24 protein-coding genes are annotated in these 26,204 nt (G+C 64.7%); 8 read left to right on the top strand and 16 right to left on the bottom strand.

Going from position 1 to position 26,204, the window contains the following annotated elements; translation table 11 throughout:
- Window positions 1-16 precede the first annotated feature (16 nt).
- Together IWX77_RS00470 and IWX77_RS00465 are read right to left on the bottom strand one after the other, a co-directional pair.
- Window positions 17-784 (bottom strand): helix-turn-helix transcriptional regulator, encoded by a 768-nt coding sequence (locus IWX77_RS00470; RefSeq protein ID WP_297412768.1) that lies wholly within the window; start codon window positions 782-784, stop codon window positions 17-19.
- Between the two features lie 85 nt (window positions 785-869).
- Window positions 870-2,300, bottom strand: a complete 1,431-nt coding sequence (locus IWX77_RS00465; RefSeq protein ID WP_196842554.1) for a hydroxymethylglutaryl-CoA synthase family protein — start codon at window positions 2,298-2,300, stop codon at window positions 870-872.
- Window positions 2,301-2,466: 166 nt separating this feature from the next.
- On the opposite strand from IWX77_RS00465, the gene mvaD reads away from it, so the two are divergent.
- The 3 genes from mvaD to IWX77_RS00450 are packed head-to-tail and all read left to right on the top strand — an operon-like array spanning window position 2,467 to window position 7,015.
- Entirely contained in the window at window positions 2,467-3,468 is a 1,002-nt protein-coding gene (mvaD, locus tag IWX77_RS00460; protein WP_196842553.1) for a diphosphomevalonate decarboxylase, read from the top strand.
- A complete protein-coding gene (locus tag IWX77_RS00455; protein ID WP_196842552.1) occupies window positions 3,465-4,565 on the top strand; it encodes a mevalonate kinase family protein in 1,101 nt (366 codons plus the stop codon). Before mvaD ends, IWX77_RS00455 begins: the two co-directional genes overlap by 4 nt.
- Window positions 4,562-7,015: a hydroxymethylglutaryl-CoA reductase, degradative gene (locus tag IWX77_RS00450; RefSeq protein ID WP_196842551.1), complete on the top strand. Its 2,454-nt coding sequence runs from the start codon at window positions 4,562-4,564 to the stop codon at window positions 7,013-7,015. The genes IWX77_RS00455 and IWX77_RS00450 overlap by 4 nt, the downstream gene beginning before the upstream one ends.
- Here IWX77_RS00450 and idi read toward each other — a convergent pair whose 3' ends face one another.
- Complete coding sequence (idi, locus tag IWX77_RS00445) at window positions 7,016-7,549, bottom strand: isopentenyl-diphosphate Delta-isomerase (protein ID WP_196842550.1); 534 nt, start codon at window positions 7,547-7,549, stop codon at window positions 7,016-7,018.
- Window positions 7,550-7,737: 188 nt separating this feature from the next.
- On the opposite strand from idi, the gene IWX77_RS00440 reads away from it, so the two are divergent.
- Window positions 7,738-8,070, top strand: a complete 333-nt coding sequence (locus IWX77_RS00440; RefSeq protein ID WP_196842549.1) for a cupin domain-containing protein — start codon at window positions 7,738-7,740, stop codon at window positions 8,068-8,070.
- Window positions 8,071-8,102: 32 nt separating this feature from the next.
- Here IWX77_RS00440 and fdxA read toward each other — a convergent pair whose 3' ends face one another.
- The gene (gene fdxA, locus IWX77_RS00435; protein WP_196842548.1) at window positions 8,103-8,420 is read right to left on the bottom strand and encodes a ferredoxin; all 318 of its coding nucleotides are present in this window, start codon (window positions 8,418-8,420) and stop codon (window positions 8,103-8,105) included.
- Between the two features lie 210 nt (window positions 8,421-8,630).
- Between fdxA and IWX77_RS00430 the strand changes: the two genes are divergently transcribed.
- Complete coding sequence (locus tag IWX77_RS00430) at window positions 8,631-10,610, top strand: aconitate hydratase (protein WP_196842547.1); 1,980 nt, start codon at window positions 8,631-8,633, stop codon at window positions 10,608-10,610.
- A gap of 24 nt (window positions 10,611-10,634) precedes the next feature.
- Here IWX77_RS00430 and IWX77_RS00425 read toward each other — a convergent pair whose 3' ends face one another.
- Window positions 10,635-12,164 carry an MFS transporter gene (locus IWX77_RS00425; protein ID WP_297412783.1) on the bottom strand — a complete coding sequence of 510 codons (1,530 nt, stop codon included), beginning with the start codon at window positions 12,162-12,164 and terminating at the stop codon, window positions 10,635-10,637.
- A gap of 163 nt (window positions 12,165-12,327) precedes the next feature.
- Here IWX77_RS00425 and IWX77_RS00420 point away from each other — a divergent pair, with 163 nt between their 5' ends.
- A complete protein-coding gene (locus tag IWX77_RS00420) occupies window positions 12,328-12,879 on the top strand; it encodes a TetR/AcrR family transcriptional regulator (RefSeq protein ID WP_196842546.1) in 552 nt (183 codons plus the stop codon).
- Between the two features lie 123 nt (window positions 12,880-13,002).
- Here the strand turns inward: IWX77_RS00420 and serA are convergent, their stop codons facing one another.
- Entirely contained in the window at window positions 13,003-14,595 is a 1,593-nt protein-coding gene (gene serA / locus IWX77_RS00415; RefSeq protein ID WP_196842545.1) for a phosphoglycerate dehydrogenase, read from the bottom strand.
- An 83-nt stretch (window positions 14,596-14,678) separates the two neighbouring features.
- On the opposite strand from serA, the gene IWX77_RS00410 reads away from it, so the two are divergent.
- Window positions 14,679-15,074, top strand: a complete 396-nt coding sequence (locus IWX77_RS00410) for a DoxX family protein (RefSeq protein ID WP_196842544.1) — start codon at window positions 14,679-14,681, stop codon at window positions 15,072-15,074.
- 44 nt (window positions 15,075-15,118) lie between these two features.
- Here the strand turns inward: IWX77_RS00410 and IWX77_RS00405 are convergent, their stop codons facing one another.
- The 4 genes from IWX77_RS00405 to IWX77_RS00390 all read right to left on the bottom strand — a co-directional run bounded on the left by IWX77_RS00405 (window position 15,119) and on the right by IWX77_RS00390 (window position 17,507).
- On the bottom strand, window positions 15,119-15,499 hold the full coding sequence (locus IWX77_RS00405; protein WP_196842543.1) for a hypothetical protein: 381 nt from the start codon (window positions 15,497-15,499) through the stop codon (window positions 15,119-15,121).
- Window positions 15,496-16,005, bottom strand: coding sequence for a hypothetical protein (locus IWX77_RS00400; protein ID WP_196842542.1), 510 nt, complete (start codon window positions 16,003-16,005; stop codon window positions 15,496-15,498). Before IWX77_RS00400 ends, IWX77_RS00405 begins: the two co-directional genes overlap by 4 nt.
- 108 nt (window positions 16,006-16,113) lie before the next feature.
- A complete protein-coding gene (locus IWX77_RS00395; protein WP_297412774.1) occupies window positions 16,114-17,061 on the bottom strand; it encodes a type II secretion system F family protein in 948 nt (315 codons plus the stop codon).
- Window positions 17,062-17,318: 257 nt separating this feature from the next.
- Window positions 17,319-17,507, bottom strand: coding sequence for a Flp family type IVb pilin (locus IWX77_RS00390; protein WP_297412775.1), 189 nt, complete (start codon window positions 17,505-17,507; stop codon window positions 17,319-17,321).
- Window positions 17,508-17,822: 315 nt separating this feature from the next.
- Here IWX77_RS00390 and IWX77_RS00385 point away from each other — a divergent pair, with 315 nt between their 5' ends.
- The gene (locus IWX77_RS00385; protein WP_196842540.1) at window positions 17,823-18,689 is read left to right on the top strand and encodes an alpha/beta fold hydrolase; all 867 of its coding nucleotides are present in this window, start codon (window positions 17,823-17,825) and stop codon (window positions 18,687-18,689) included.
- Window positions 18,690-18,763: 74 nt separating this feature from the next.
- Here the strand turns inward: IWX77_RS00385 and IWX77_RS00380 are convergent, their stop codons facing one another.
- From IWX77_RS00380 to IWX77_RS00355, 6 genes are all read right to left on the bottom strand, one after another.
- Window positions 18,764-19,459: a DUF998 domain-containing protein gene (locus IWX77_RS00380; protein WP_196842539.1), complete on the bottom strand. Its 696-nt coding sequence runs from the start codon at window positions 19,457-19,459 to the stop codon at window positions 18,764-18,766.
- 80 nt (window positions 19,460-19,539) lie between these two features.
- A complete protein-coding gene (locus IWX77_RS00375; protein WP_196842538.1) occupies window positions 19,540-20,847 on the bottom strand; it encodes an alkaline phosphatase family protein in 1,308 nt (435 codons plus the stop codon).
- Window positions 20,844-22,490 (bottom strand): alkaline phosphatase D family protein, encoded by a 1,647-nt coding sequence (locus tag IWX77_RS00370; RefSeq protein ID WP_196842537.1) that lies wholly within the window; start codon window positions 22,488-22,490, stop codon window positions 20,844-20,846. The genes IWX77_RS00375 and IWX77_RS00370 overlap by 4 nt, the downstream gene beginning before the upstream one ends.
- A gap of 175 nt (window positions 22,491-22,665) precedes the next feature.
- A complete protein-coding gene (gene ilvC / locus IWX77_RS00365; RefSeq protein ID WP_196842536.1) occupies window positions 22,666-23,694 on the bottom strand; it encodes a ketol-acid reductoisomerase in 1,029 nt (342 codons plus the stop codon).
- Window positions 23,695-23,836: 142 nt separating this feature from the next.
- Window positions 23,837-24,346, bottom strand: coding sequence for an acetolactate synthase small subunit (gene ilvN / locus IWX77_RS00360; protein WP_196842535.1), 510 nt, complete (start codon window positions 24,344-24,346; stop codon window positions 23,837-23,839).
- 2 nt (window positions 24,347-24,348) lie between these two features.
- Window positions 24,349-26,142: an acetolactate synthase large subunit gene (locus tag IWX77_RS00355; protein WP_196842534.1), complete on the bottom strand. Its 1,794-nt coding sequence runs from the start codon at window positions 26,140-26,142 to the stop codon at window positions 24,349-24,351.
- Between the last annotated feature and the right edge of the window lie 62 nt (window positions 26,143-26,204).

Below are 26,204 nucleotides of genomic sequence, written 5' to 3'. Positions count from 1 at the left end.
TGAATTGGGAGAACGCCTAGGGGGCGGGCCCATCCAGTGGCACAACGGTGCGGCACAGGTGTTCCCCGTTGGCCATGGTTGTCACGCGTTCGACGGGTACTCCGAGGAGCCGCGAGAAGGCCTCGGTCTCGGCATCGCAAATCGCCGGGAACTCGGTGGCGACGTGCCGAACCGGGCAGTGTCCCTGGCACAGTTGCATGCCGAGCGTGGGCACAGCCGTTGCCGGCAGGCCCGTTGCCGGCAGGCCCGTTGCCGGCAGGCTACGGGCAGACTGGCTGGGTACCGGCAGTCCGTCGTCGGCGGGTCGAATAGAAGCGGCGAAGCCGTCGGCGGTCAGCGCCGCAGCGAGAGCTTCTGCGCGCGCTGCGGCGTTATCGTCAGCCGAAGCCACGCGGGCGGAATAACGGGCAACGAGCCCGTTAGCGCGTTCGCGGGCGAAGGCGGCGACGGCATCCGCGCCGGCGTGCTGAGCGAGAAAGCGCAGGGCCGAGGCGGCCATCTCGTCGTAGTGGTGTTCCAGGCCGGCATGCCCGGCTTCGGTGAGAACGTAGGCGCGGGCGGGGCGACCACGGCCACGGTTACTGGCTTCGCCGAGGGCCGGGTCGTATTCCTCGATCGCGTTCTGCTCGGTGAGCGCGTCGAGGTGGCGGCGCACCGCGGCCGGCGTCAGCCCGAGGCCGGCGGCGAGGTCGGCGGCGGTGACCGGGCCGTCCTGGGCGAGGGTCAGACGCACCCGGTCGCGGGTGGCGGTCGCAGAGGTGGCGTCACTCTCATTTATTAACACAACACGAGTGTGACCTAATTCACGAGCACTGTCCAGTCAGGGTCACCTAACCTCTGCATCCGGCCGGGCAGCGCCGCCCGTCGATCTAGCGCACAAACCTGTAGTACTCGATGCCGAGGTCGTAGAATCCGGGGCCATCCGCCGTGCCGACCCGATCGATGACGAATTCGTCGTGCGGTACGAGCGGCGGCAGGTCGCTGGGCCGCCCCTCGTGCAGGGCGAGGTAGTGCTCCTGGGTGAGGTCAACAGGGCTGTACAGTGACGCCTCGAAATTGATCTTGGCGGCAGCCTGCTCCCATCCGGCGGCGACACGCATCGGGATCGCCTCGGCGGCATCTCCGCTGCCATACCCGAGGGCGAGCCATTCCTGACCGGCCAGGTCGATGCCGCCCTGCTGGGCTTGGGTGAGCCCGGCGGCCAGCCAGGCCGGCAGCGCGCCGGTGTACAAATTGCCGAGGTCCTTCATCGCCTCGGCACCCAGCGACAACTTGCTCTCAATGAGGCGATCCCAGACCTCGGTGTGCAGAAGGTGCCCACGCAGCTTTCGCGCCCATGGGTAGGCATCGCCGTCCCCGGCCGCTTGCGCCTCGAACGGGTTGTCGGCCCGCAGCTCGGCGAGCACCGCTTCGTCGTCGAGGCCGGCATCCGCGGCGTACTCGCGCAGCTGTGCCTGACCGACCGCACCGTCAGCCGCGAGCTCGAACAGGTACGACATGACCCACCCCGTCGCTGGCATGCGGTGATACGGGCGGTGTATGAACACTGCGTCCACCTCGTCGAAGTAGTCAAGACTCCGGCCCGGGCGTTTCCTCAGCATCGCGGCCATCGCATGATGGGTGGCGTCAATGTAACAGGTCGTGGAGTAGCGACCGTTGAAAACGGGGAGGTCCTGCATCTGACCATCGTCGCGTGGCGGCTGCCGAAAACGGGCAAAGGGTTTTCTGAAGTCGGCTATGCGGTACTGCGAATCGCTGCCGACCGCCGCGAGGTCTACCTCCAGCAGGTCCCCGTCGCCGTTCACGAGCAGGGCTACCGCGCCTGCACCCTGCGTCGGCTCACCGGTGGAACCAATCGCATACTCGGCCACATCGGCGCACACGACAATGGCCTGCCGGCCGACTCCATCCGTCGCCAAATAGCGCAGCGCAGCCTTCACCCCGTACACGCCGCCGAGGCAGGCCTGCTTGAACTCGGGAACCTCGCAGTCCCGAGCCAGCTCGTTCTGGCCGTTGGCGAGCAGGGCGTCATTGATCATGCCCTTGATGATCACAGCACCGGCAGAGTTGTCGGTGGATGATTCCGTGCCGAGAGCCAGAAATCCCACTTGGGCCGGATCGATGTCGTAGTCGGTCATCAACCGCCAGACCGCATTGGCGGCGAGCGTGTAGATGCTGTGCTGCGGGCCGCGCATGCGGAAGGAACGCCCCACCACGGCACGAACTTTGCTCCACGGCTCGTCATTCCACCGACACCAGTCCTCCAACTGCACGCGATACGGCGGCAGATACAGGGACATTCCGCTAATTCCAGGTGCCAACAGTGCCCGTTTCGAGTTGTCTAGATAATCGGTTGAAAGAAAAATATACGCTAAATCAATTTAGCAAGCCGCAGGTTCGAAGGCGAGCAGCGGGAGCCGCTCCTCGCGCCGGGTAGAATCTGATGGACCCGATCGGAGCACAACTGTGGATACACCCGTTGGCGGTCCTACCGGCGCCGCAGCTCGCGCCCACAGCAATATCGCCCTCATCAAGTATTGGGGCAAGCGTGACGAGGCGCTGAACGTTCCTGCCGTTGGGTCGATCTCGATCACACTCGATGCGCTCTCGACCGATACCCGGGTGACGTTTGTTCCCGGCCTCCGTCACGACGAGTTTTGGCTCAATGACCAGCTGACCCAGTCGAAGCGTGTACTCGGGGTGCTCAATCTCGTGCGGGAACGGGCTGGCCTGTCGTTTCGTGCCCGGGTGACTTCGACCAATAACTTTCCAACAGGCGCCGGCCTGGCCTCGTCGGCATCAGGATTCGCAGCCCTCGCGGTGGCAGCGAGCGCGGCTGCAGGGTTGACGCCGAGCACGCGTGAGCTGTCAATACTTGCTCGCCGCGGGTCGGGGTCAGCCGCGCGATCCATCTACGGCGGCTACGTCGAAATGCACACCGGCACTCGTCCCGACGGTATGGATGCTTTCGCCGAGCCCGTTCTGGATACGGACCCCTGGCCGTTGAGCGTGGTCGTGGCCATTACCTCCCACACGGCCAAGACGGTGTCGTCCACGCTCGGTATGGCCGGAAGCCGGGCAACGTCACCGTTCTACCCGGCCTGGGTCGACACAGCGAAGAACGACCTCGCCGACATGCGAGCCGCCATCGCCACACTCGATTTTCCCCGACTGGGCGAGCTGGCCGAATATAGTTGTCTAAAACTGCATGCGCTGATGCTCACCAGCCGCCCACCCCTGATCTACTGGAATGCCGGCACGGTCGCGGCGATGCACACGGTGCACGAGTTGCGTCAGCAGGGCATCGCGGTGTACTTCACGATCGATGCCGGTCCCCAGGTGAAAGCCCTGTGCGCACCCGCGGATGCAGCATTGGTGGCGCGAGCGTTGGCCGAGACACCCGGTGTGCAGGAGACCCGCACAAGTGCCCTCGGGCCGGGCGCGTACCTCATGGGGGCGCAAGAATGATCCACACGTCCGCTCCCGGAAAGCTCTTCCTGCTCGGCGAATATGCGGTGCTGGAGGGTGCACCGGCACTGCTCACAGCGGTTGACCGTCGCGTTCGAGTCCGAATTGAAGAATCAGACTCCGACCGCTGGCTTCTCGACGCACCCGGCCTCGGAATCCATAACCTCAGCCTGCAGCCCGATGGGGCCCTGCCCCCTGCCCTCGATCGGTCCACCCGCGAGAAATTGCGACTCTTCGACGCGGTGCGCCGAGCGGTCGCCGAGTCGGGCGCCGCCGTGTCAACCGCTGCTCCTCGTGCACTCTCGATCAGCATCGACAGCAGCGAACTCTCGCTGGGCGGCTACAAGCTGGGTCTGGGCTCCAGCGCGGCTGTCGCGGTGGCGCTGACCGCCGGTCTGGCTCACGTTCGATCGCTGAACTTCGACAAAGGAGCCCTGTTCGAGGTGGCCGTTGCGGCCCACCGCCAGGCGCAGGATGGTGTCGGCAGCGGTGCCGACGTGGCCGCCGCGGTGAACGGCGGCCTCATTAGCTATTCGCGGGGAGCCACGGTGACCCAGGCCGCCTCACTGGCCGCCCTCGCGTGGCCGGAGGATCTCACCATGATGGTGGTGGTCACGGGAACCGGCAGCAGCACGCCCGAGCTGGTCGGTCGCGTATCCGAGTACGCGAAGCGCAACGATGCCGGCTACCGCGCCGATCTGGCCCGGCTGACCGCTTTGGCCCAACGGGCCACAGCAGCGCTGGGTTCGGCCGATACGTTTCTGACCCTGACCTCGGAGTATTTCGAGGCGTTGGAGACTCTCGATGCACACGCCGGAGCCGGCATCATCAGTGACCGGCACCGCGAGTTGCATGCCCTGGCGGCACAGAGCGGAGGCGTGTTCAAATCGTCCGGGGCCGGCGGCGGGGACGTCGGGCTCGCCTTCGCGCGCCGTGGTGCTCCCGCGCGTGACCTGGCGGCAGCGCTCCTGGCCGCCCAGGCACACATCGTGCCACTCGCTTTCTGCGCCGCCGGGATAAACACGGACGCCGACTTTGACTCGGTGCGCGGCACAGCCGACATTGACTCGATGCGCGGCACAATGGACTTCTTGTGAAAAACACCCACCTGTCCAAGTTCTACCAGCTCACCGTGACGGAACGGCTGCAGCTTCTCCACGACCGCGGAATCATCGGAGACGGTGACTTTGCCGCCCTGACCACGGACAGCTACCGCCTCGATGTGGAAACAGCCGACCGACTCACCGAGAACGTCATCGGGGTGTTTTCAATGCCGATGGGTCTTGGTCTGAATTTTCACATCAACCAACGGGATTATCTGGTTCCCATGGTGGTCGAGGAGCCCTCGGTCATTGCCGCCGTCAGTTCGGCCGCCGCCCTGATTTCGCGCTCCGGCGGGTTCATCAGCGTCGCCGAGACCCCCTTGCTGCTGGGGCAGGTGCAGGTGCTCGACGTTATCGACCCCGAGGCGGCCAAGGACCGCCTGCTGCAGGATAAAAGTGCGATTCTCAATCTGGCCAACGATCAGCATCCGAATATGGTCGGCCGCGGCGGCGGCGCCACGGATCTCGAAGTGTTTCTGCGCGGCGCCACAGCGGAGCACGGCGAGTTACTCGTGGTACATCTCATCGTCGACAGCCGTGATGCCATGGGCGCCAACCTGGTCAACACGATGTGCGAAGCGGTCGCGCCACTCATAGAAAAAATCACGGGCGGGCATGTGTTTCTGCGCATCCTCTCAAATTTCACCGACCGGGCAATGGTGCGCGCACGCGCCGTGATTCCCCTCGCACGGCTCGGTTCAGGCAGGTTCTCGGCCGAGCGGGTTCGAGATGGCATCATTCTGGCCAGCGAATTTGCCGCAATGGATGTCTACCGGGCCACTACTCACAACAAGGGCATCATGAATGGAATCGACGCTGTCGCCATCGCCACCGGCAATGATTGGCGGGCGATCGAGGCTGCCGCGCACGCTTATGCGGCGCGTAGCGGACACTATGCTCCCCTGACGTCCTGGTCAAAGCATGAGCGGGGCGACCTCGTGGGCGAACTGGAAATCCCCCTCAAAGTCGGCATTGTCGGTGGCCAGGTGGAATCCAACGACCTGGTCCGCATTGCACACACAATTCTCGGGGTCGACTCGGCGGCGGAGTTGGCGCAGGTGATGGCTGCTGTCGGCCTGGCCCAAAACCTGGCTGCGCTCAAGGCGTTGTCGACCGACGGTATTCAGTCCGGGCACATGCGCCTACATGCCCGCAGCGTGGCGGTCGCCGCCGGTGCCCAGGGTGTGAGGTTCAACGACGTCGTCGACGCGCTGGTCGCCAGTGGCGAAGTCAAGGTGTGGAATGCGAGGCACATTCTCGAATCGCTCGGCGGTGAATCGCTCGGCCGTGAATCGCTCGGCCGTGAATCGCTCGGCCGTGAATCGCTCGGCCGTGAGTCGCTCGGCGGCGCGGCGAGCCCGGCGCCGGTTGCGAGTGCACCGCCCATCGTGCCTCCCATCGCGCAGCCCATCGCGCAGCCCAGCGCACCCCTGACACTGCCGGTTGCCAGAGCCACGTCTCGCCCCGCCGCCACCCAAGCAGCTTCGGGTTCCGGGGCGGCCGGATTCGGCAAGATCATTTTGTTTGGTGAACACTCCGTGGTGTACGGCTACCACGCCATCGCCGCACCGATCGGGCTGTCGATCAGCGCCCAGGTGACCCGCGCGGCATCGGGAGTTGAACTGATCATTCCCGGCTCAGATTCTCCCGAATCGGCCGATTCCGCCCTTCCTGTTCGCATTGTTGCCCTGATCACCGAGCGACTGGGCATTACCGACACCGGTATGCGCGTCGAGGTGTTCCCCAACCTTCCCCGAGCCAGTGGGCTGGGGGCATCCGCCGCCCTCGCCGTCAGTATCATTCGCGCCATGACCCGCTGCTTCAATATTGCCCTGACCGAGGCCGAGGTAAGTGCGCTCGCGTTCGAATGCGAACAGATCGTGCACGGCACTCCCTCGGGCATCGACAACACCGTCGCGACCTTTGGCCAACCGATTCTGTTCCGCAAGGCCAACGGGGCTCGAGCGGCGGAGTTCTCGGTGGTCTCACCGCCGCATCCGATTCCTGTCATCATAGGGCTGACCGGAGTGCGATCGTTGACCGCGGGTACCGTCAGCATTGTGCGCAGCGCCTGGGCGAAGAACCCCGCGCGGTACGACGCGATTTTCGAGCAGATCGACAGTTTGGCGCTGGCTGGCGTTGGCGCCCTGCAGCGTGGTGATATTGCCGAGCTCGGCGACCTCATGAACATCAATCAAGGCTTGCTGAACGCATTGCAGGTGTCGAGCCCATCCCTTGAAGCGCTGGTCGACATTGCCCGGCGGTCCGGTGCTCTCGGAGCAAAACTCACTGGCGGAGGAGGTGGCGGCGCGATGATCGCCATTGCCGACCCCGACCGCACCACGGCCGTTGCCGCGTCAATGCGCGGGGCCGGGTACACCACGTACCTGACCGAGATTCGCGCGCCGGTCCAACCGCCCGCGACGCGCCTTCAGGCGGGGTAGTCAGCGGATTGTGTTGCTTTCTTGAGAAATATTTTCCGCGAAGACGTGGTAGACATCCCAGAACCAGCCCGTGACGTCTTTGTCCTCGAGCCAGGGTGCGAGCTCCTCCGGACTCGCCGCATGAATATCGGAAACTTCCTCCGGGTTCCACGTCGCGGTTCTCGAGTAGTAGCCAACGATCACATGGTTGAACTCGTGCTCAACAAGGCCGGTCTTGTAGTCTTCGAAACGATAGCTCACCAGCCCCAGCTGTTTGGCTGACCGAACACGAATGCGCAGCTCCTCATAGACGCGGGCAACGGCCTCGTCGATGACCGTTTCAGCGCTCTGCGGATGCCCGCAGCAGGAGTTTGACCACGCGCCGGGCCAGTGGTATTTACTCGCTGCCCGCTTCTGGAGAAGTACCCGACCGGAGTCATCAACCAAGAATACGGAGAAGGCACGGTGTAGTCGGCCCGGGGCTGTGTGGGCGGCTATTTTTTCCAGGCTGCCCTGGTGTTGGCCGTGCTCATCAACGAGTTCGACTAGCTGCAACGTGCACCACCATTTCGTCTGGCCCCTATTTCGTCTCGAGAACTCGCATCCGCAGGTACTCCCGCAAATCGACCAGCGTGGTGCTGTCGGCAAGGATATCATCGCCACGTTCGTGGACGAATTTATGAACGCAACAGTATGCTGAGGCACACGTCCGCCGGCAAAGCGGAACGCAAGAGAGGTGCCTGATGATGAAATCGTCGCTGACTGCCCTGGTGCGTCATGAGTTGGATCATGCTCGGCAAGGGAGCAGTGGTCGTAGCGCGAAGACCGTGTACGGGGGGAATGAGCGTACCCTTCGCCAGACTGTGATCGCGCTCCGTGCCGGTGCCAAGATGGAAGAGCACGAGTGCCCCGGTGAGGCGACCCTGTTTGTTCTCCACGGCCGCGTGATTCTGACCTCCGGTGAGAAGTCCTGGACCGGATCAACGGGCGATCTGCTGATCGTTCCGGAGGATCGTCACGCGCTTGAAGCGGTAGAGGATTCGGCGATTCTGTTCACGGTGGCCAAGATCCGATAACGAGGTCCCGGCTCAAACGAAGCCTGCGGTACTCAATTCTGTGGCGGAAGCGCGACGATCAGGGCGTGATCCTGCGCAAATACTCCCACTTTGGCGGCCCCTCCCGGGGATCCGATGTCTTCGAAGAATTCCACGTTGGCCCGGTAATAATCAGCCCAACGCTCCGGCAGATCGTCTTCGTAATAAATCGCTTCAACCGGGCACACGGGTTCACAGGCACCGCAATCGATGCACTCATCGGGGTGGATGTACAGCATCCGTTCGCCCTCGTAAATACAGTCAACCGGACATTCTTCAATGCAGGCCCGATCCTTCACATCAACGCAGGGAAGAGCAATGACGTACGTCATGGTGGCTGGGCTCCATTCACGCGAGGGGTGGTTTTTCAACCTACAACATCGTACTGATTACAATAACCCCACCACGGGAGCGCGCGCGTTTACTTTGCCTGGCGCTGGCGGTTCCGCACGTGCTGTCCTAGATTTGATACTGCTGCGAACCACTTCGCAGGAAGGCCACTATCGAGAACTTCTCGACGGTGTTCGAGCAAGGAGGCTCCAGTGTCACACAATGTCGCCCAGAAATTAATTGCTTCACATTTGCTCAGCGGCCAGATGACACCTGGTGCCGAAATCGGCTTGCGCATCGATCAGACTCTCACCCAGGACGCCACCGGAACTCTCGTCATGCTGGAGCTCGAGGCGCTCGGCCTGGATCGTGCCCGCACCGAAGTCTCAGTGCAGTACGTTGACCACAACTTGCTGCAGTCCGACAGTAAGAACGCCGAAGACCACGATTTTCTGCGCTCGGCCTGCCAACGCTTCGGCCTGTGGTTTTCCAAGGCCGGTAACGGCGTCTCACACCCGACTCACATGCAGCGCTTCGGCATTCCGGGCAAGACCATGGTCGGCTCCGACAGCCACACCCCGGCGGCCGGGTCACTCGGCATGCTGGCCATTGGCGTAGGTGGTATCGAAGTCGCACTCGCCATCGCCGGAGAACCGCTCTACATTCGGATGCCCGAAATCTGGGGTGTGCGCCTCACCGGCCAGCTCCCACCGTGGACGAGTGCCAAAGATATCATTCTGGAGATGCTGCGCCGTCATGGCGTCAAAGGCGGCGTGAACCGCATCGTCGAATACTACGGTCCGGGCCTGGCGAACCTCACCGCGATGGACCGGCACGTCATCGCCAATATGGGCGCTGAACTCGGTGCGACGACCACGGTCTTTCCCGCAGATGAGCAGGTGCGCGCGTTCCTGACCGCCGAGGCGCGCGCTGGCGACTTCGTCGAACTCCTGGCCGACTCGGACGCCACCTACGACGTCAATGAAGAAATCGACCTGTCCACGATCGTGCCGCTGATCGCGCTGCCCAGTTCGCCCGGCAACGTCGTGCCGGTGAGCGAAGTCGCCGGTCGACCGGTGGCCCAGGTTGTCATCGGCTCCTCGGCGAACCCGGGGCTGCGCGACTTCGCGATCGTCGGCGCCATCGTCAAGGGGCGCCAATCGCACGCGGGGGTCTCGTTCGACGTCAACCCCAGCTCGCGGCAGATTCTGCAGGATTTGACCCTGATGGGATCCACCCTGGACTTGATCGGGGCTGGCGCGCGACTGCACCAGTCGGGTTGCATGGGCTGTATCGGAATGGGTCAGGCGCCCGCGAATGGGAGCATCAGCCTGCGCACAATGCCACGCAACTTTCCCGGCCGCTCCGGCACCAAGGAAGATTCGGTCTACCTGTGTTCACCGGAGACGGCCGCGGCCGCCGCGCTCACGGGTACGATCACTGACCCCCGAGATCTCGAAGAATTGTACGGTCTGACCTACCCAGCGCTCGAATTTCCGGCGACGTCCAGTGTCAACCTGGGCATGTTGGAAGCGCCGTTGCCGCTCGCAGAGGCGATGCAGGTACAGCTGGTCAAGGGCGAGAACATCTCATCACTGCCCATGTTCACGCCCCTGGCCGATACCATCGCGGCCCCCGTCATCCTCAAGGTGGGCGATGACATTTCAACGGATGAGATTCTGCCGGCCGGCGCGCGCGTTCTGCCCTATCGCAGCAACATTCCCCAGCTCGCCCGATTCACGTTCGACCAGGTTGACCCGACCTACCCGACTCGGGCGGAGGAAACCCGGGATGCCACCGGCCACGTCATTGTCGCGGGCGCCAATTATGGGCAGGGCTCCTCACGCGAACACGCCGCCATCACGCCACGATTCTTGGGCTTGCGTGCTGTGCTGGCCGTCTCATTCGCCCGGATTCACTGGCAGAACCTCGCTAACTTCGGCGTGCTCGCCCTTGAATTTGTAGACCCTGCCGACCGAGAGCGCATTCAGCAGGGCGACGTGCTCGTGATCACCGGCATTCGGGAGTCCCTTCTGGCCGGCACCGAGATGTCTGTGCACAATCAGACCCGGAACGAAGAATACTCAGCACGGCAGCGGCTCTCCACACGGCAGATCGAAATGCTGTTGGCCGGCGGCCTCATTCCCTGGTTGCAGCAGCGCCGGGTGGCTGAAGCTGGCACCGGCGCCTGACACCCGCCACCGGGGATACGCCGACTACCGGGCGCGGCGCAGGGAGATGACGGCGACGAGTGCAGCGCTCAACACGAGGGCGACCCCGATCCAGGCTGCCAGGCCGACACCGCTGTCAAAGGCGTGCCGCGCCGACTGGAGCAGCGCCTGGGCGGCACCGGCCGACAGCTGCTCGGCGACGGCCACTGCGCCGCCCAGTGTCTCCCCCGCCGCGTGCTCCTGGGCGCGGGTCAGCGTGTCGGGCAGGGCGACGGCGCTGCGGTACGAGGCGGTGAGGATGGTGCCGAGTACCGCGGTACCGAGCACAGCCCCGAGTTCGTAGGCCGTCTCTGACACAGCGGATGCCGCGCCCGCCTTGTCAGCGGGAGCGTTGGCGATGATCAGCTCGTTCGAGATAGTCTCTGCCGCGCCGATTCCGATGCCCAGCAGCACGAATGCGATCGCGATACCAGCCGCGTCGATCCGACCACCGGTGATGGCAATGAACCCGAAGCCGGCGGCCGAAATGAACAGCCCCACCGGCACCACCCGCGAGGGCCGCACCCGCCGAGCGATCGGCACGATCACGAGCCCCGCGACGATCATCGCGGCGAGCCCGGGCACGAGCACGAGTCCTGCCGCCAGGGGCGACAGGCCGAGCACGAGCTGCAGGTGCTGCGAGACGAAGAACAGGCATCCGACCAGGGCGGTGACGCTGAGCAGGTTGATCACCACGGCGCCACTGAAGGCGCCGAGGCGAAACAGGCTCATGTCCAGCATCGGGTTAGGAAGGCGCAGTTGGCGGCGCACGAACCAGACACCGAGGGCGAGACCGACAACGATCGGGGCGAGGGCCAGGGCAGTCGGCCCGTACTGGGCGACCGATTTGATGCCATAGACGATCGGAAGCATGGTCGCGAGCGAGAGCACAATGCTCACGATGTCGATGCGGCCGGGGTGCGGGTCACGCGATTCAGTCACGAACAGCGGCGCGAGCACGAGCAGCGGCAGCAGCAGGGGCACCGCAAGCAGAAACACCGAACCCCAGGCGAAGTGCTCAAGCAGGATTCCGCCGACGACCGGGCCGAGGGCGCTTCCGGCGGCGAAACCGGTCGCCCAGATGGCGACCGCCAACCGACGCTGGTCGCGATTGGTGAAGGTGGAACGCAGCAGCGACAGGGTCGAGGGCATCAGCATGGCGCCGAAGAAACCGAGCACGGCGCGGGCGACGATGAGCCATTCGATGGTCGGCGAGAATGCCGCCGCAACCGAGACCGCACCAAACCCGGCCGATCCGATGAGCAGCAGGCGACGGCGGCCGATGCGGTCGCCAAAGCTGCCCATGGCCACGAGCAGACCGGCCAGGACGAGCGGGTAGATGTCGACCATCCAGAGCAGCTGCACGCCGGTCGGTTTCGTCGCGGTCGAAATCGCCGGCAACGCGAAGTTCAGCACGGTGTTATCTATCGATACGAGCAGCACCGGCAGCATGAGCACGGCCAGCGCCCACCAGCGGCGGCGGTCGTGCCGCGCCTCTGCAGCGGATGCGCCTGGCGTCGCTCCGGCGCGGACGATACGGGTGCCACTGGGCAATGAAATGGGGGCAGACACGATCTCAGTCGCTTTCTTTGAGTTCCCGGACACCCGGCTGGGCACCAAAAGTGGGAACGTCCCAACTATACCGTCTAGACGGTATAGTTGTCGAATGCCTCCGACTGTTGTTCGTTACCATGACTGCATGCCCGCGACCCTGCCCGCCCGGCCCGCTTCAACCCGGGATCGTCTCCTCGACGCGTTCGAGGAGCTCCTGATCGAGGGCGGCGAGCGGTCAGCGACACTCGATGCCGTCGCTGCCGCCGCCTCGGTCTCCAAGGGCGGTCTGCTCTACCATTTCGGATCGAAAGACGCCCTGGTCGACGGCCAGCTTGAGCGTCTCGACGCTTTCGCGGCAACGGATGCCGAGAATATTCGCTCGGCTCCAGCCGGCCCGGTGGACTATCTCATACGCACCTCAGTGCACGGTGGCAGCCCTCTCGACCGCGCCTACGTGGCGAGCAGCCGGCTCGCCCAGGGGCGGCATCCGCGGGCCATTCAGATTCTCGGCGACATCCGCAGGCGCTGGCTCTCGGTCATCGAAGACACCGTGCACGACCGGGATGTCGCCCAGACGATCATGCTCATCAGCGATGGTCTCTACGTGAACTCGTCCTTGGCCGGGCCGGAGTCACTCACGCCCGAGGCCGCCGACATGGACCGCCTCATCGCCGTGATCTCCCGTCTGCTGCCCTAGCACCCGTCGGTCGAGCCTGCACCCGTCGGTCGAGCCAGCACCCGTCGGTCGAGCCTGTCGAGACCACAAACCCGTCGCGAAATGGTCGGGCCAGCTCGACCAACAAAACTACGGCCCACGCACCTACTCGGTGAGGTCGATCTCCACCATGATCTCGGCGGAGATTGCGGTGCGCACCGCTGCGAGCAACCCGGCCGGAACCTCGGTGTCGACCGTCAGCACGCTCAGCGCCTTGCCGCCGGCCACGTGGCGGGCGATCTGCATGCCCGCGATGTTGATGTTGGCCTCGCCGAACTCGCGACCGTAGACCGCGACGATGCCGGGGCGGTCGGTGTACAGCATGACGATGAGGTTCTTAGCGAACGGAACCTCGACGTCGTAGCCATTGATCTCGACGATCTTCTCGATCTGCTTGGTGCCCGTGAGCGTGCCAGAGACCGATACCTGCGAACCGTCAGCAAGAGCGCCGCGCAGGGTGATCACGTTGCGGTACTCGGGCGACTCGGCATCCGTGATCATGCGCACGTTGATGCCGCGTTGCTCGGCGAGCAAAGGAGCATTGACGTATGACACGGTCTCGCTGACCACGTTGGTGAAGATGCCCTTGAGGGCAGCCAGCTTGAGCACGCTGACGTCGTATTCGACGAGCTCGCCGCGAACCTCGATATCGACGCTCGTGAGCGGGCTGTGGGCGGCCAGGCCAGAGAAGACCTGGCCGAGCTTCTCGACCAGCGGGATGCCCGGGCGCACGTAGGGGTCGATGACTCCGCCGGCGACGTTGACCGCGTCCGGGACGAGCTCGCCGGAGAGCGCGAGGCGCACCGACTTCGCAACCGAGACGCCCGCCTTCTCCTGGGCTTCATCGGTCGATGCGCCGAGGTGGGGCGTCGTGAGGATGTTGTCGAGGCCGAGCAGCGGTGAGCCGGTCGGCGGTTCGCTCACGAAGACGTCGAGCCCGGCACCGGCGATCGTGCCGGCCGTGAGAGCCGCGTGGAGGGCATCCTCGTCAATGAGCCCACCCCGGGCGACGTTGACGACGAACGCGGTCGGCTTCATGAGCTTGAGCTGGGCTTCACCGATCATGCCGGTGGTCTCGGGCGTCTTCGGCATGTGGATGGTGACGAAGTCTGACTGGGCGAGCACCTCGTCGAGGGTCACCGGGGTGACACCGAGCTGCTGGGCGCGAGCGGAAGTGATGTACGGGTCGTAGGCGATGACGTTGGTGCCGAAGGCCTGCATGCGGGCGGTGATGAGCGCGCCGATGCGGCCGAGGCCGATGATGCCGATGGTCTTTTCGTAGAGTTCAACGCCGGTGTACTTGGAGCGCTTCCATTGGCCGTCGGCCAGTGCGCCGGAGGCGGCCGGGATGTGACGGGCCAGGCTCAGAATGTGGCCGACGGTCAGCTCGGCTGCCGAGATGATGTTCGAGGTGGGTGCGTTGACGACCATGACGCCGGCCGCGGTGGCGGCTTTGATGTCGACGTTGTCGAGCCCAACGCCGGCGCGGGCGATGACCTTGAGGTGCGGCGCAGCCGCGATGGCTTCGGCATCCATCTTGGTGGCGGAACGCACCAAAACGGCCTGTGCGGTGGCAAGTTCGGCGAACAACGCGAAGCGATCCGTGCCATCTACATGATGAATGTCAAAGTCGGGCCCAAGGGCGTCGACGGTGGCAGGTGAAAGTTCTTCGGCAATCAGGACAACAGGCTTCGACACTAAATTAAATCCTTAGATGGCGTGTTTGGTGCCGCGACCGAGGGCGCCACTCACAGCCAGACTACTGGCTGCAGAATAGACGCATGAGCAGTGACGTAATCAACGGACTTCAACTTGCGCTGCGCTTTGTGCTCGCGCTTGTCTTCATCGGTGCCGGAATCATCCATTTCGTGCCCTCGGTGCAGCGCACAATGTCAGCAATGATTCCGCCACGGATGCGCACGGCGGGCCTGGCCAACCCGATTAACCTCGTTCTCTTCACCGGTGTGTGTGAAGTAGCCGGCGGGCTCGGACTGGTCTATCCTCCGACAACGGTCGCCGCCGGCGTCGCCCTCATCATCTTTCTGGCCGCGGTGTTTCCCGCGAACGCCTACGCGGCCGGTCACCGCGAACGCTTCGGACGTGTCGCGATCCCACTAGTTCCCCGGCTAATCGCCCAGCTCGCCCTGATGGCTTTGATCCTCCTCGCCATCCTCTGAGCGGCACATCACCCCGCTGGAATTGATCCGGCGGGTCCGCGGTGTCAGACGATCAGGCGACCAAGGCCGAAGAACTCGATGATGTCGAGGGAGAGCACGGCAACCAGGCAGAGGCCGACGAGCAGGGTGAGCGCCTGCACACCGAATGCGCGGCTGCGGCCGAGCCAATACGCGAGCACGTAGACGACCACCGGAATCAGGATTGCGCCAATGAGCACGATCCAGCCGAGCGCGCTCAGCTGAGTGCCGAGCCTCTGCGCCTGCCCGTTGAGCCCGACCAGGTTGCCGATGGCCTCCCACACGTCGTAGGCGTAGAAGAGGGCGAAAAAACCGGCGATTGTCAGCAGCAGCCAGCGCGGCGGCGTGCGCCGATGGGTGTCGGTTGCGCCGTTGGTTCCGTGGGAGGGCTCGGTGGTTTCACTCATACGCCGACTCCTGCTCCAAAGATTAACGGCAGCGGGACCAGCAGCACGACTCCGGCGAGCAGCCAGAGCAAGCGCGCTCGTTGCCGGCTCGTGGTGAGCCAGAAGGTCACGCCGAACCAGACCAGTGGCGCAGCGACGGCGAGCCAGGCCCCGAGTGAAAACATGAATTCGTTCACCGGATCGGAGACGGGGGTGCCGATGCGGGCCACCCCGATGAACCAACCAATCGTATAGAGCAAGTACATTCCCCCGAGGATGCCCATGCCCACCAGGGCCACTGAGCTCTGCGCGGGCCTTTCGTCGGCTGGGTCATCCACTGCCGCCGAAATCGCGGCGTCAGCCGAACCGGCAGAGCCGGCGATACGAGCAGTATCAGCGGAACGAGCCGAGTCCCGCGTGTACGAGGGCCCCGGCGTCGTCCACCCCTCGGGCAGTTCGACCGGCGCGAGCGTTGGATCATCGTCGCCCGCCCAGCTCACCGCGTCATCATCCCGTTTGCCAACCATGTACTTAGATTACGGCGAGGGAGCACTTTTGGCAGTGCCCGCGCGTGATAACCGCCACGAGTGTCCACGTTTGTGCACCATAACGGCCTCCACAGACGCACCTGAGAATCAGGAGAAAGCTTTGGCGATACTAATCACGGCCGGCGTGAGCAGCACAATGAACAAGACCGGCAGAATACAGAACACCAGCGGAAAAATGACCTTGACCGGCACCTTCATGGCTTGTTCCTCGGCCCGCTGGCGACGCCGCAGCCGCATCTCGCCGGCCTGCACGTGGAGCACGTTGGCGATCGCGATGCCGTAGGTATCAGCCTGAATGACCGACCCGGTGAACCGGCGCAGATCCGTCGATGATGTGCGACCGGCGAGCAACTGGGAGGCGGCCTTGCGTGTGCGACCGATACTCATATCCTGCAGGGTGCGAATGAACTCCTCGACCAACGGACCTTTGCCGTTCGTGGCAGCCTTGGCCATGGCCGCCTCAAAACCGAGGCCGGCCTCAACGGCGATGGTCATCTGATCCAGCGTGTCCGCCAGCGCGTTCTGCATCAGCTGCTGCCGCTCCTGCCCGCGGCTGAGCAGGAGCAGGTCGGGCGTGAAAAAGCACAGGAGGACGAGAAGAGCGCCGAGCGCGACGCGCAGCGGTGCCGGGTCCGCGCTGATCCACAGCCCCGCCAGCAGCCCCCCGGCCACTCCCATCAGGAGTTTGACGATCAGGATCCGGTCAATCTCCCAATCCGTCGGGTGGCCGGCCAGCACACGGCGGCGTTCAAGCCAGCCGAAGTATCCCTGGGGAATCAGGTCCCGGCTTCGAGCGACAACCGACCTGCCCGCCGCGACTTCGCGGAGCGCTGGCGCGCCCGCAAGCTCGGTGACGACCTGTAGCCTGCGCCCGGTCACCAGAATGCCGACGAGCGCTCCGAATCCTCCGGCGATGGCCAGGGCGGCAAGAATAGCGATGAGTGAGACCATGAGGCCGTACTCCACCGCGGTGGCGCCCTCCTCGTCGGTGCGCATGCTGTTGATGAGAGCTTGGATCTGGGTGTAGAACTTCATTTCGCGTTTTCCGTTCTATCTGGAGCCGGTCTGAATTGACCGTGCTTGTGCGGTGACGCGGGTGATCGCAAAACCTATGAACCGTCCCAGGGCGAGCGTGACAAATCTGGGCGTCGACTGTGGGGTGTCCTGTGCTCCACAAACGGGTACAGCGATGAGGCAGCGCTCAAGCGAGCGTGAAACGACGCACCGAGAGTCCTGGGAAACGCGCAGGGCAACGGACGTGTGGTCAATGGCCCACGCGACGGGTGTGCGTGTTACGGGGTGGTGAGCGAGGTCTGAACCAAACCGAACTTGGTGTTCAGGGCGACACCGATTGCGCTGACGGTTCCGATGACGACGACGGCGATGAGAGAAACCATGAGACCGTACTCCACCGCCGTGGCACCCTCTTCGTCGGTGCGAATGTTATTAATGAAAGCCCGGATTCGGGTCACGGTTTTCACGATTATTCCAATCTGTCACTGGCCGGTTCGGGTAGCCAAGCGAGTGAGCACAAACTAGCCGCGACTGAATATTGCTCACGAGCGCCACAACAGGTGCCCCCATTCCGGGGCACCCTCTTGTGGGGTGTACCTTCTGGCACACCACACAGGAGCGCCCAGCTACGCAAAAAGCCCTTTTCGCGCAGCCAGTAGCCGTAGGCAGCCAGGATCATGGTGCCGCATCCGCTCCCGGATAGTCGGGGCTGATTGGGCCGGGGATCCGGTCGGCACCCCACCGTACGTCCCGGCCTCGCCCGCGCGGTCTATGATTCCCGCATGGTGGATCGTGAGCCCGAAACCAATCCCTTCGCCCTGCCCGGGGGTGAACAACCGAGCGCGAACCGGCACGCCGTCAACGGATGCCAGCTGTACGCGGAGTTGCGCGGCACTGGACCGGCGATCCTGATCATCGGCGCGTGCAGCGACGACGCCGAGATGTTCCGGTCCATCGCCGAGCGACTGACCGGGTTCACCGTCGTCACCTACGATGCGCGCGGCACCCTTCGCAGCAGCCGGGACGGCTGGCCCTGCGGCTCGGCGCAGCACGCCGACGACGCCGCCGAACTCCTCCGCACGCTCGGACTCGTTCGCCCGCGGCAAGGTACCGACGTCTTCGGCGCCAGCGCCGGCGGAATCGTGGCGCTGCAGCTGGCCCTGCGACACCCGGAGCTGGTGCGCCGGGTCATCGCGTACGAGCCCGGCTACTTGGAACAGTCGGAGTCCGGACGCGCCCTCTCGGCTCGCTCCGTGGAGTCACTCGACCGGCACCTCGCCTCCCACCCCGGCGATTGGACCGGCGCCATGGCCGCCGTGTTCGCCGGCCTGCTCGATGCCCCTGCGGGGATGGAGTGGTACTCGCGGCGCGGCGCGGCGCTCGCCGAAAACTTCGTGCGCGGGGACATGCCGCTCACGGTCGAAACCGTTGATACCGCACAGCTCGCACGCTCGGACGCCGACATCCGCTTTGCCTGCGGCAGCACGTCGCACCGCGCCTTCCAGGAGATCGTCGAGGAGCTGACCCGGATCCGGAGACGGCCAGGGTCGACCGATCCCGAACGGCACGACGTGATCGACGGCGCGGGCCACGTCTGCTATTTCACGCCGGAACCGGTCGCCAGCTTCATTCGCTTGCAGTTCGCTTAGCAGGGCGGGAATGTTGTGGTTGAGTCGGAAGACGTTGTCCGGCCCCGCCTGCGTTGCTGGGGCGTTATTGCGGGCTATCGCGCAGACTGCGTCAGCGTGCCGGTGGCCGCAATCGTGCGGCAGACGCCGAAGACCCAACCGAGAATGCCGATCAGGCACACCCGCTCGGCGAGCCCCAACAGCCCGGGAAGCACAGTGACGCTCAGGCCGAGAACAAGAATTCCGGCCACGCCAAGGGCGGTGAAACCGGATGCCGCGACGCGCGACCGCGGCAACACCCGGCTTCTCGACAACCACGCGGTAAGCACGCAGATGCCGGCGAGTGCTGCCAGAAACCCGATCGTGGCCACGGTGAGGTGAATCCTACCGGCAACGGATTCCGCCGTCAGGCCCGGTTCGCCCGCCTCGTGAATATCGGTGGGGAAGAAGGCAAGGACCCCGGAGCAAAGTCCTCCGATAAAAAACAGCCCCAGACCGATCCGACGCAGAACCCCGGTGCCCCCGAGAGTCGACAGGGCAACAACCGCAGCGATGCACGTGATCATGCGACCAACGAAATTGAGGTTCATGATCCAGCCGAAGGGACCAACGGCAAGGTTGCTCTCCGCCTCGCTGATCGGGCTGTAGTGCGGCGGGAGAAACTGCAGCACGATATCGACGAGCACATAGACGACGACACCGACCATGGCGACCTGCGCCGCGGTTCGCCCCGTCGACGGGGCGCAGCGCGGGGCGGTCGTGCCGCGCGGGGACGGCTGTGTGACCGTCATGTCGCTCCTGTGTCTCGCCGTAAAAGTGGAATCGGTCAAAGTTCAACCGGTCCCACTCTGTCACGCCCGGACGACAAGAACTACGGGCGAGCGTTTCTGTCGGCGAAGGCTACGGTGCGCGCCGTCCCGTCGTAGCCGCCAGCGGGGGCGGTGAGCCCGAACAATGCCCCCACCGTGGGCGCGACATCAAGTGTGCGGGCGAATTGGGAGGAGACCCCCGTGACCACCCGCGGACTGCCGCCGGCCACGAAGAACGGAATAGGTTCGGTCGCCGGGTGGCCGTGGTTGCCCGGAATGGGATTGGATGCGACGTACGGATCGGAGAAACGCCAGCCGGCCCGGCAGTACGCCACCAGATCACCCGCTTCGACACCCAGCCGGAGGTCGGCCGGGATCGCGATCGACAACACTCCCGGGTGCGCCGCAACGAGTGCGCGAACCTCGGCCACGCCGGCGTCACGGGCCGCTGGCGGCCCGGTCCAGTAGAGCAGGTCGGCCCCGCCGTTCTGGGCGATGGCGACCTGCGCGCGCAGGTCCTTACGTGCGGAGAGGATCTGATCCACGGAGATGACGTTCGCGGGGATGGACCAGTCCATCGAATGATCGGCGAGGATGATGAGCACGCTGCTCTCCCACGCACCGGCAGCGACGAGATGGTCCACGAATCGGCCGACCTGGTTGTCGGTGTCCTTCAGCGCGGCGGTCCGGGCGGCCTGCACCGTCGTGCCGGTGACATCGGCGTGTCCCACCCTGTCGACATCGCCGAGGTTCGTGAACACGAAATCGGGGTCCACTTTGTCGACCATGGCGATCAGCGCGTCCATCGTGGCACTGTCGGGCGCGTGTTGCGTGACGGGGAGAAGTGGGGAGGGCTCCCAGTGATAGGTTGCGCGCTCACCGAAAATACCGAAGAGGTATCTCTTGCTCAGCACCGAGCCCGTCGTGAAGCCCTTCTCCCGGAGCCGGTCCAGCAGTGTCGAGAAGCGCAGGTCGTTCGGTCGGTCCAGGTCCCGCACGACGCCGGCCGCCCGGTCGTAGATCGCATTGGCCGGCACCCCGGAGCGATCGGGTCTGACCCCGGTCATCATCATCACGTGGTTGGGAATGGTCTCCATGACCGGCAGGGAACGGGCACCGGGGAAGTTGGTTCCGCCGGCGCGCAGGGCCGCCAGCCTCGGGGTCAGTCCCGCAGTGATCTCATCGGGTCGGCAGCCGTCCACGACGAGTACGTACACCCGCGTGCGCGCAGTCTGGCTTGGCGTGACGGTCGTCTGCGCAGACGCCGGAACGGCGTCTCCCGCAGCGACGGAGAGCACGACGGAAGCACCGCCGGCCGCGAACAGGGTCAGGAACTGGCGTCGGTCAGAGACCGGGGATCCGGCGCTCACAGCACGCGGCTCACGGACTGGGTTCCCGCGGCAACCTGCCACGACGTGGACAGTGTGCTGGTCGCTGCACGGCTGGTGCGTTCAGAGAGCACGTACCAGTCCATTCGTAGGGCACCCGGCGTGACCTCGAGGACCGAGAATCCGTGCGAGTCGAAGTCCAGGTACTTCACGTGCGGGTTCGCCCCCTTGAAGGCTTCCTCGACGGCAACGGACGCCGTGCGGGGCTGCGTCCCCAGGATGTCGTCCAGATTATCGCTGGTGACAGACGTGCAGACCAGTTCCGCGGCCACGGATGCACCATTCGTCGGGTAGGTCAGCGGGTCGGCGGGAACATCGCACGCCCAGCCGGAGTGGATGTCCCCGGTGAGGAAGACAGCATCCGTGATCGCGTTGTCCCGTAGGTGGCTGATCACCCGGCTCCGGTCGGCCGTGTAGCCGTCCCACTGGTCGACGTTGTAGGGAACGCCGTCGATCGTGGTCGATCCGAGCAGCTGCTGCACCGCGCCGACTTCCTGCGCGCTGAGCGTGGAGGGGAATCGTACCGGCGCGATCATGACGGGATTGCCGATCAGTTTCCACTGCGTCTGCTGCGAGGAGAAGCCGTCGAGCAGCCACGTCATCTGCGCATCACCGGTCAGGGTACGCGCCGGGCTGCCGATCGCCGGGTCCACGATGCTCGACGCCTGCTGACTGCGGTAGGTGCGCAGGTCCAGCATGGAGATGCTGGCCAGGGCGCCGAACTCCAAGCGTCGGTAGATGTGCCCGCCCGGTTCGAATCGCACCGGCATCCACTCCGAATACGCCCGCTGGGACGAGGCCTTGCGGTCCGTCCAGACGCCCTCGGGGCCTTCCGTGTGGTTCTCCGCTCCACCCGACCAGGCGTCGTTGGCGAATTCATGATCGTCCCAGGTCACCACGAACGGCACCACCGCGTGCAGCGCCTGCAGGTCAAGGTCAGTCTTGTACTGGGCGTGGCGGCGCCGGTAGTGCGAGAGCGTGGTCATCTCGACCGCCGGATCGTGCGGTCGCACGACGACGTCCCTGGCCTGATACTCGCCGGGGCCGTACTCGTACAGGTAGTCGCCGAGGTGCAGAACGACATCGAGATCGCCGCGGTCCGCGAGATAGCGGTACGCCGAAAAATACCCGGCCTGCCAGTTGGCGCACGACACCACACCCATGCGCAGTCGATCGACCGCTGTTCCTGCGGCCGGTGCGGTGCGCGTGCGGCCCGTTGAAGACGTCGCGCCGGCCACGATGAAGCGGTACCAGTACGTGGTGCCGGGCCGTAGCCCACCTGGCACGACCTTGACCGTGTGGTCCCTTGCCGGGCCCGTTCGGACGGATCCACGGTCCGCCATCCGGAGGAAGCCCGAATCTTCTGCCACCTCCCAGTTCACGGTGACGTCGGGACCGAACCCGGACCCGGGCACGGCGCCCGGTGTTGGGGTGATTCGCGTCCACAGCAGCACGCTGCTCGGCAGGGGGTCCCCCGATGCGACGCCGTGCAGGAAGCCTGGGACGGCTGCACCCGGTGGTGTGGCGGCCTCGGCCGGCTGGCTGCGCGCGGTCGTGGTGGTGACCCCGGCGAATGCGAGCACGCCGGCGGTGCGTATCAGATCACGTCGATTGAAAAGACTCATGCCTTCCAGTCTGAGGGCACCCATTCGGGGGGCTCAGCACCTTCGGGGCCTGTTCACTCGATGTTCCCCGAGGGTTCGTTGCCCGTCCATTGCGCCGGCAGACGCAACAACAGGGCCGGCCGAGAACGGCTGACCCTGTTGCGGACACGCTCGGTATGACTGCCAGAGGCGTCGGTTAGCGCGAGACCGAGCCGTCGGTGTAGTCGTCGTCGTTTGACGCGTTCCACGCGAAGAGCTTGCGCAGGCTCTGGCCGGTGGCCTCGATCGGGTGCTCCTCGCCCTTCTTGCGCAGGGCAAGAAACTCCACGCCGCCGTTGTCCTGGTCAGCGATGAAACGCGCAGCGAAAGCGCCACTCTGAATGTCAGCGAGAACGGCCTTCATGTTCTCCTTGACACTCGGGTCGATGACCCGCGGGCCGGAGACGTAGTCGCCGTACTCGGCGGTGTCAGAGACGCTCCAGCGCTGCTTTGCGATGCCACCCTCCCACATGAGGTCGACGATGAGCTTGAGCTCGTGCAGCACCTCGAAGTACGCAACCTGCGGCTGGTAGCCCGCCTCGGTGAGAACCTCGAAACCGTACTGAATCAGCTGCGACGTGCCACCACAGAGAACGGCCTGCTCACCGAACAGGTCGGTCTCGGTCTCTTCGGTGAAGGTGGTCTTGATGCCGGCGGCACGCAGGCCACCGATTGCCTTGGCGTAGCTGAGGGTGAGCGGCCAGGCGTTGCCCGACGCGTCCTTCTCCACGGCGACGATCACGGGAACGCCGCGACCGGCTTCGAATTCGCGGCGCACGGTGTGGCCCGGTCCCTTGGGGGCGACCATGACGACGTCGACGCCGTCCGGAGCGGTAATGTAACCGAAACGGATGTTGAATCCGTGACCGAAGACGAGAGCCTTGCCGGCAGCAAGGTTCGGAAGCACGTCGTCCTTGTACAGGTGACGCTGCACCTGGTCGGGCGCGAGGATGACGATGACGTCGGCCCAGGCCGCGGCATCCGCTGTGGTCAATACGGTGAAGCCGGCTTCTTCAGCCTTGGCCTTGCTCGTGGAGCCGTCCTTCAGGCCGATCTTGACCTCCACGCCGGAGTCGCGTAGGTTCTGCGCGTGGGCGTGACCCTGCGAGCCGTAGCCGATGACGGCCACCTTCTTGCCCTGAATGATCGACAGGTCGGCGTCTTTGTCGTAGAAAATCTCAGACACTGTGATGTGCTCCTTGTTGTTGTTTTATTGACGTGGTCTCGACAGGCTCGACCAACGATTTGGGGTGGTGGTCGCGAGAGTGCACGGTGGTCGAGCGTATCGAGACCACTGGCACGGTGGTCGAGCGTGTCGAGACCATTGGTTAGTTTTTGAAGACGCGCTCGGTAATCGACTTCGACCCCCGGCCGATGGCGAGCAGACCCGACTGGGCGAGCTCGCGAATGCCGAACGGTTCGAGCACGCGCAGCAGCGCCTGGGTCTTGCCGCTGTCACCGGTTACCTCGATGACGACCGCATCCGTGGCCACGTCGACGACGCGAGCACGGAACAGGTTGACCGCTTCGAGCACCTGTGAGCGGGTCGTGTTGTCAACCTTGACCTTGATCAGCAGGTGTTCGCGCTGCACCGACTGGGCGACGTCGAGCTCGACGATCTTGATGACGTTGATCAGCTTGTTGAGCTGTTTGGTCACCTGTTCGAGCGGCACGTCCTCGACGTCGACGAGGATCGTGATGCGGGACAGGCCGGGAATCTCACTGTGGCCCACGGCGAGGCTTTCAATATTGAAACCTCGGCGCGCGAACAAGCCGGCGACGCGCGTGAGCAGGCCGGACTTGTCCTCGACGAGCAAACTCAGGACGTGGCTCGTCACGGTTACTCTTCTCCCCAGGTCGGCGCGTGGTCCTTGGCGTACTGGACGAAGCTGTTGCTGACGCCCTGCGGAACCATCGGCCAGACCATGGCGCCGGGGCTCACGATGAAGTCGATGACAACCGGGCGGTCGTTGGTGGCGAGGGCCAGTTTGATGGCGTCATCAACCTGGTCCTTGCTGGTGACCCGAATTCCGAGCGCGCCATAGGCATCCGCCATCTTCACGAAGTCGGGCACCATGGCGGTGCCATGACCGGTGTTCAGGTCGGTGAAGGAATGACGTCCGTCGTAGAACAGCGACTGCCACTGGCGCACCATGCCGAGCGACGAGTTGTTGATGATGGCCACCTTGATCGGAATCTGGTTGATCGTGCAGGTGGCGAGTTCCTGGTTCGTCATCTGGAAGCAGCCGTCTCCGTCGATCGACCAGACCACCCGGTCGGGCTCGGCGACCTTGGCGCCCATCGCGGCGGGGATGGAGTAGCCCATGGTGCCGGCGCCGCCGGAGTTGAGCCAGGAGTTGGGGCGTTCGTACTTGATGTACTGCGCCGCCCACATCTGGTGCTGGCCGACACCGGCCGCGTAGACCGCCTCGGGTCCGGTGAGTTCGCCGATGCGCTGGATCACGTATTGCGGGGCCAGCAGTCCGTCGGTGGGCTCGGTGAAGCCGAGTGGAAACTCCTCCTTCAGGCCGTGCAGGTAGGTCCACCACTCAGCGGTGTCGGGCGCGGCGCCCTGGGCGGCATCTACCCAGGCCAGGGTCAGGTCGGCAATGACATCCTTGGCATCACCGACGATGGGTACATCGGCAAAGCGGATCTTGGAGATCTCCGCCGGGTCGACGTCAACGTGCACGATCTTCGCGTTGGGTGCGAACTCGCTGATCTTTCCAGTCACCCGGTCGTCGAAGCGCGCTCCGAACGAAATGATGAGGTCGCTCTCTTGCAGAGACAGCACGGCCGAAACTGTGCCGTGCATGCCCGGCATGCCGAGGTGCTGCGGGTGCGAGTCGGGAAAAGCGCCGCGGGCCATGAGGGTGGTCACGACCGGTGCGCCGGTCGCCTCGGCGAGCACGAGAAGCTCGGCCGCGGCGTGGGCGCGGATGACGCCACCACCGACATAGAGCACGGGCTTCTTCGCGGCCAGTAGCAGCTGGGCTGCCGCCTGCACCTGCTTGCCGTGGGCCTTGACGATCGGCCGGTAGCCGGGCAGGTCGAGCTTGGGCGGCCAGATGAACGGCGCCAGGTTCTGCTGCGCATCCTTGGTGATGTCGACGAGCACCGGGCCGGGTCGGCCGGTGGAGGCGATGTGATAGGCCGAGGCGATCGCCGCCGGAATTTCTTCTGCGCGGCGGGCGAGGAAGGAATGTTTGGTGATCGGCATGGTGATGCCGATGATGTCGGCTTCCTGGAAGGCGTCTGTTCCCATCGAGGTCGAGAACACCTGGCCGGTGATCGCGAGCAGCGGAACCGAGTCCATGTAGGCATCCGCTATGGCGGTGACGAGGTTCGTCGCGCCCGGGCCGCTGGTAGCGATGGCGACGCCGACGCGACCGGTGGCAGAGGCGTACCCCTCGGCCGCGTGGCCGGCACCCTGTTCATGGCGAACCAGAATGTGGCGAATTTTGGTTTGCGTCATGAGCTCGTCGTAGAGCGGAATAACGGCGCCGCCGGGGATGCCGAAGACGTCGGTGACGCCGAGCAGCTCCAGGGTGCGAATGATCGCACCGGAGCCGGTGAGCATCTCCGGTTCCGCAGACGCGGGAGCGGAGGGCACGGGAGTGGTTTCCGTGGTCATTGTCGTTGAATCCCTACTTCGAAATCGGTCGTTTCGACATCTAACCGTGTGCCCACCGGGCA

Origin of the sequence: Cryobacterium sp. CAN_C2, assembly GCF_015751745.1 — a bacterium.
GTDB lineage: Bacteria > Actinomycetota > Actinomycetes > Actinomycetales > Microbacteriaceae > Cryobacterium.
This window is presented reverse-complemented; position numbering and strand designations above follow the sequence as displayed.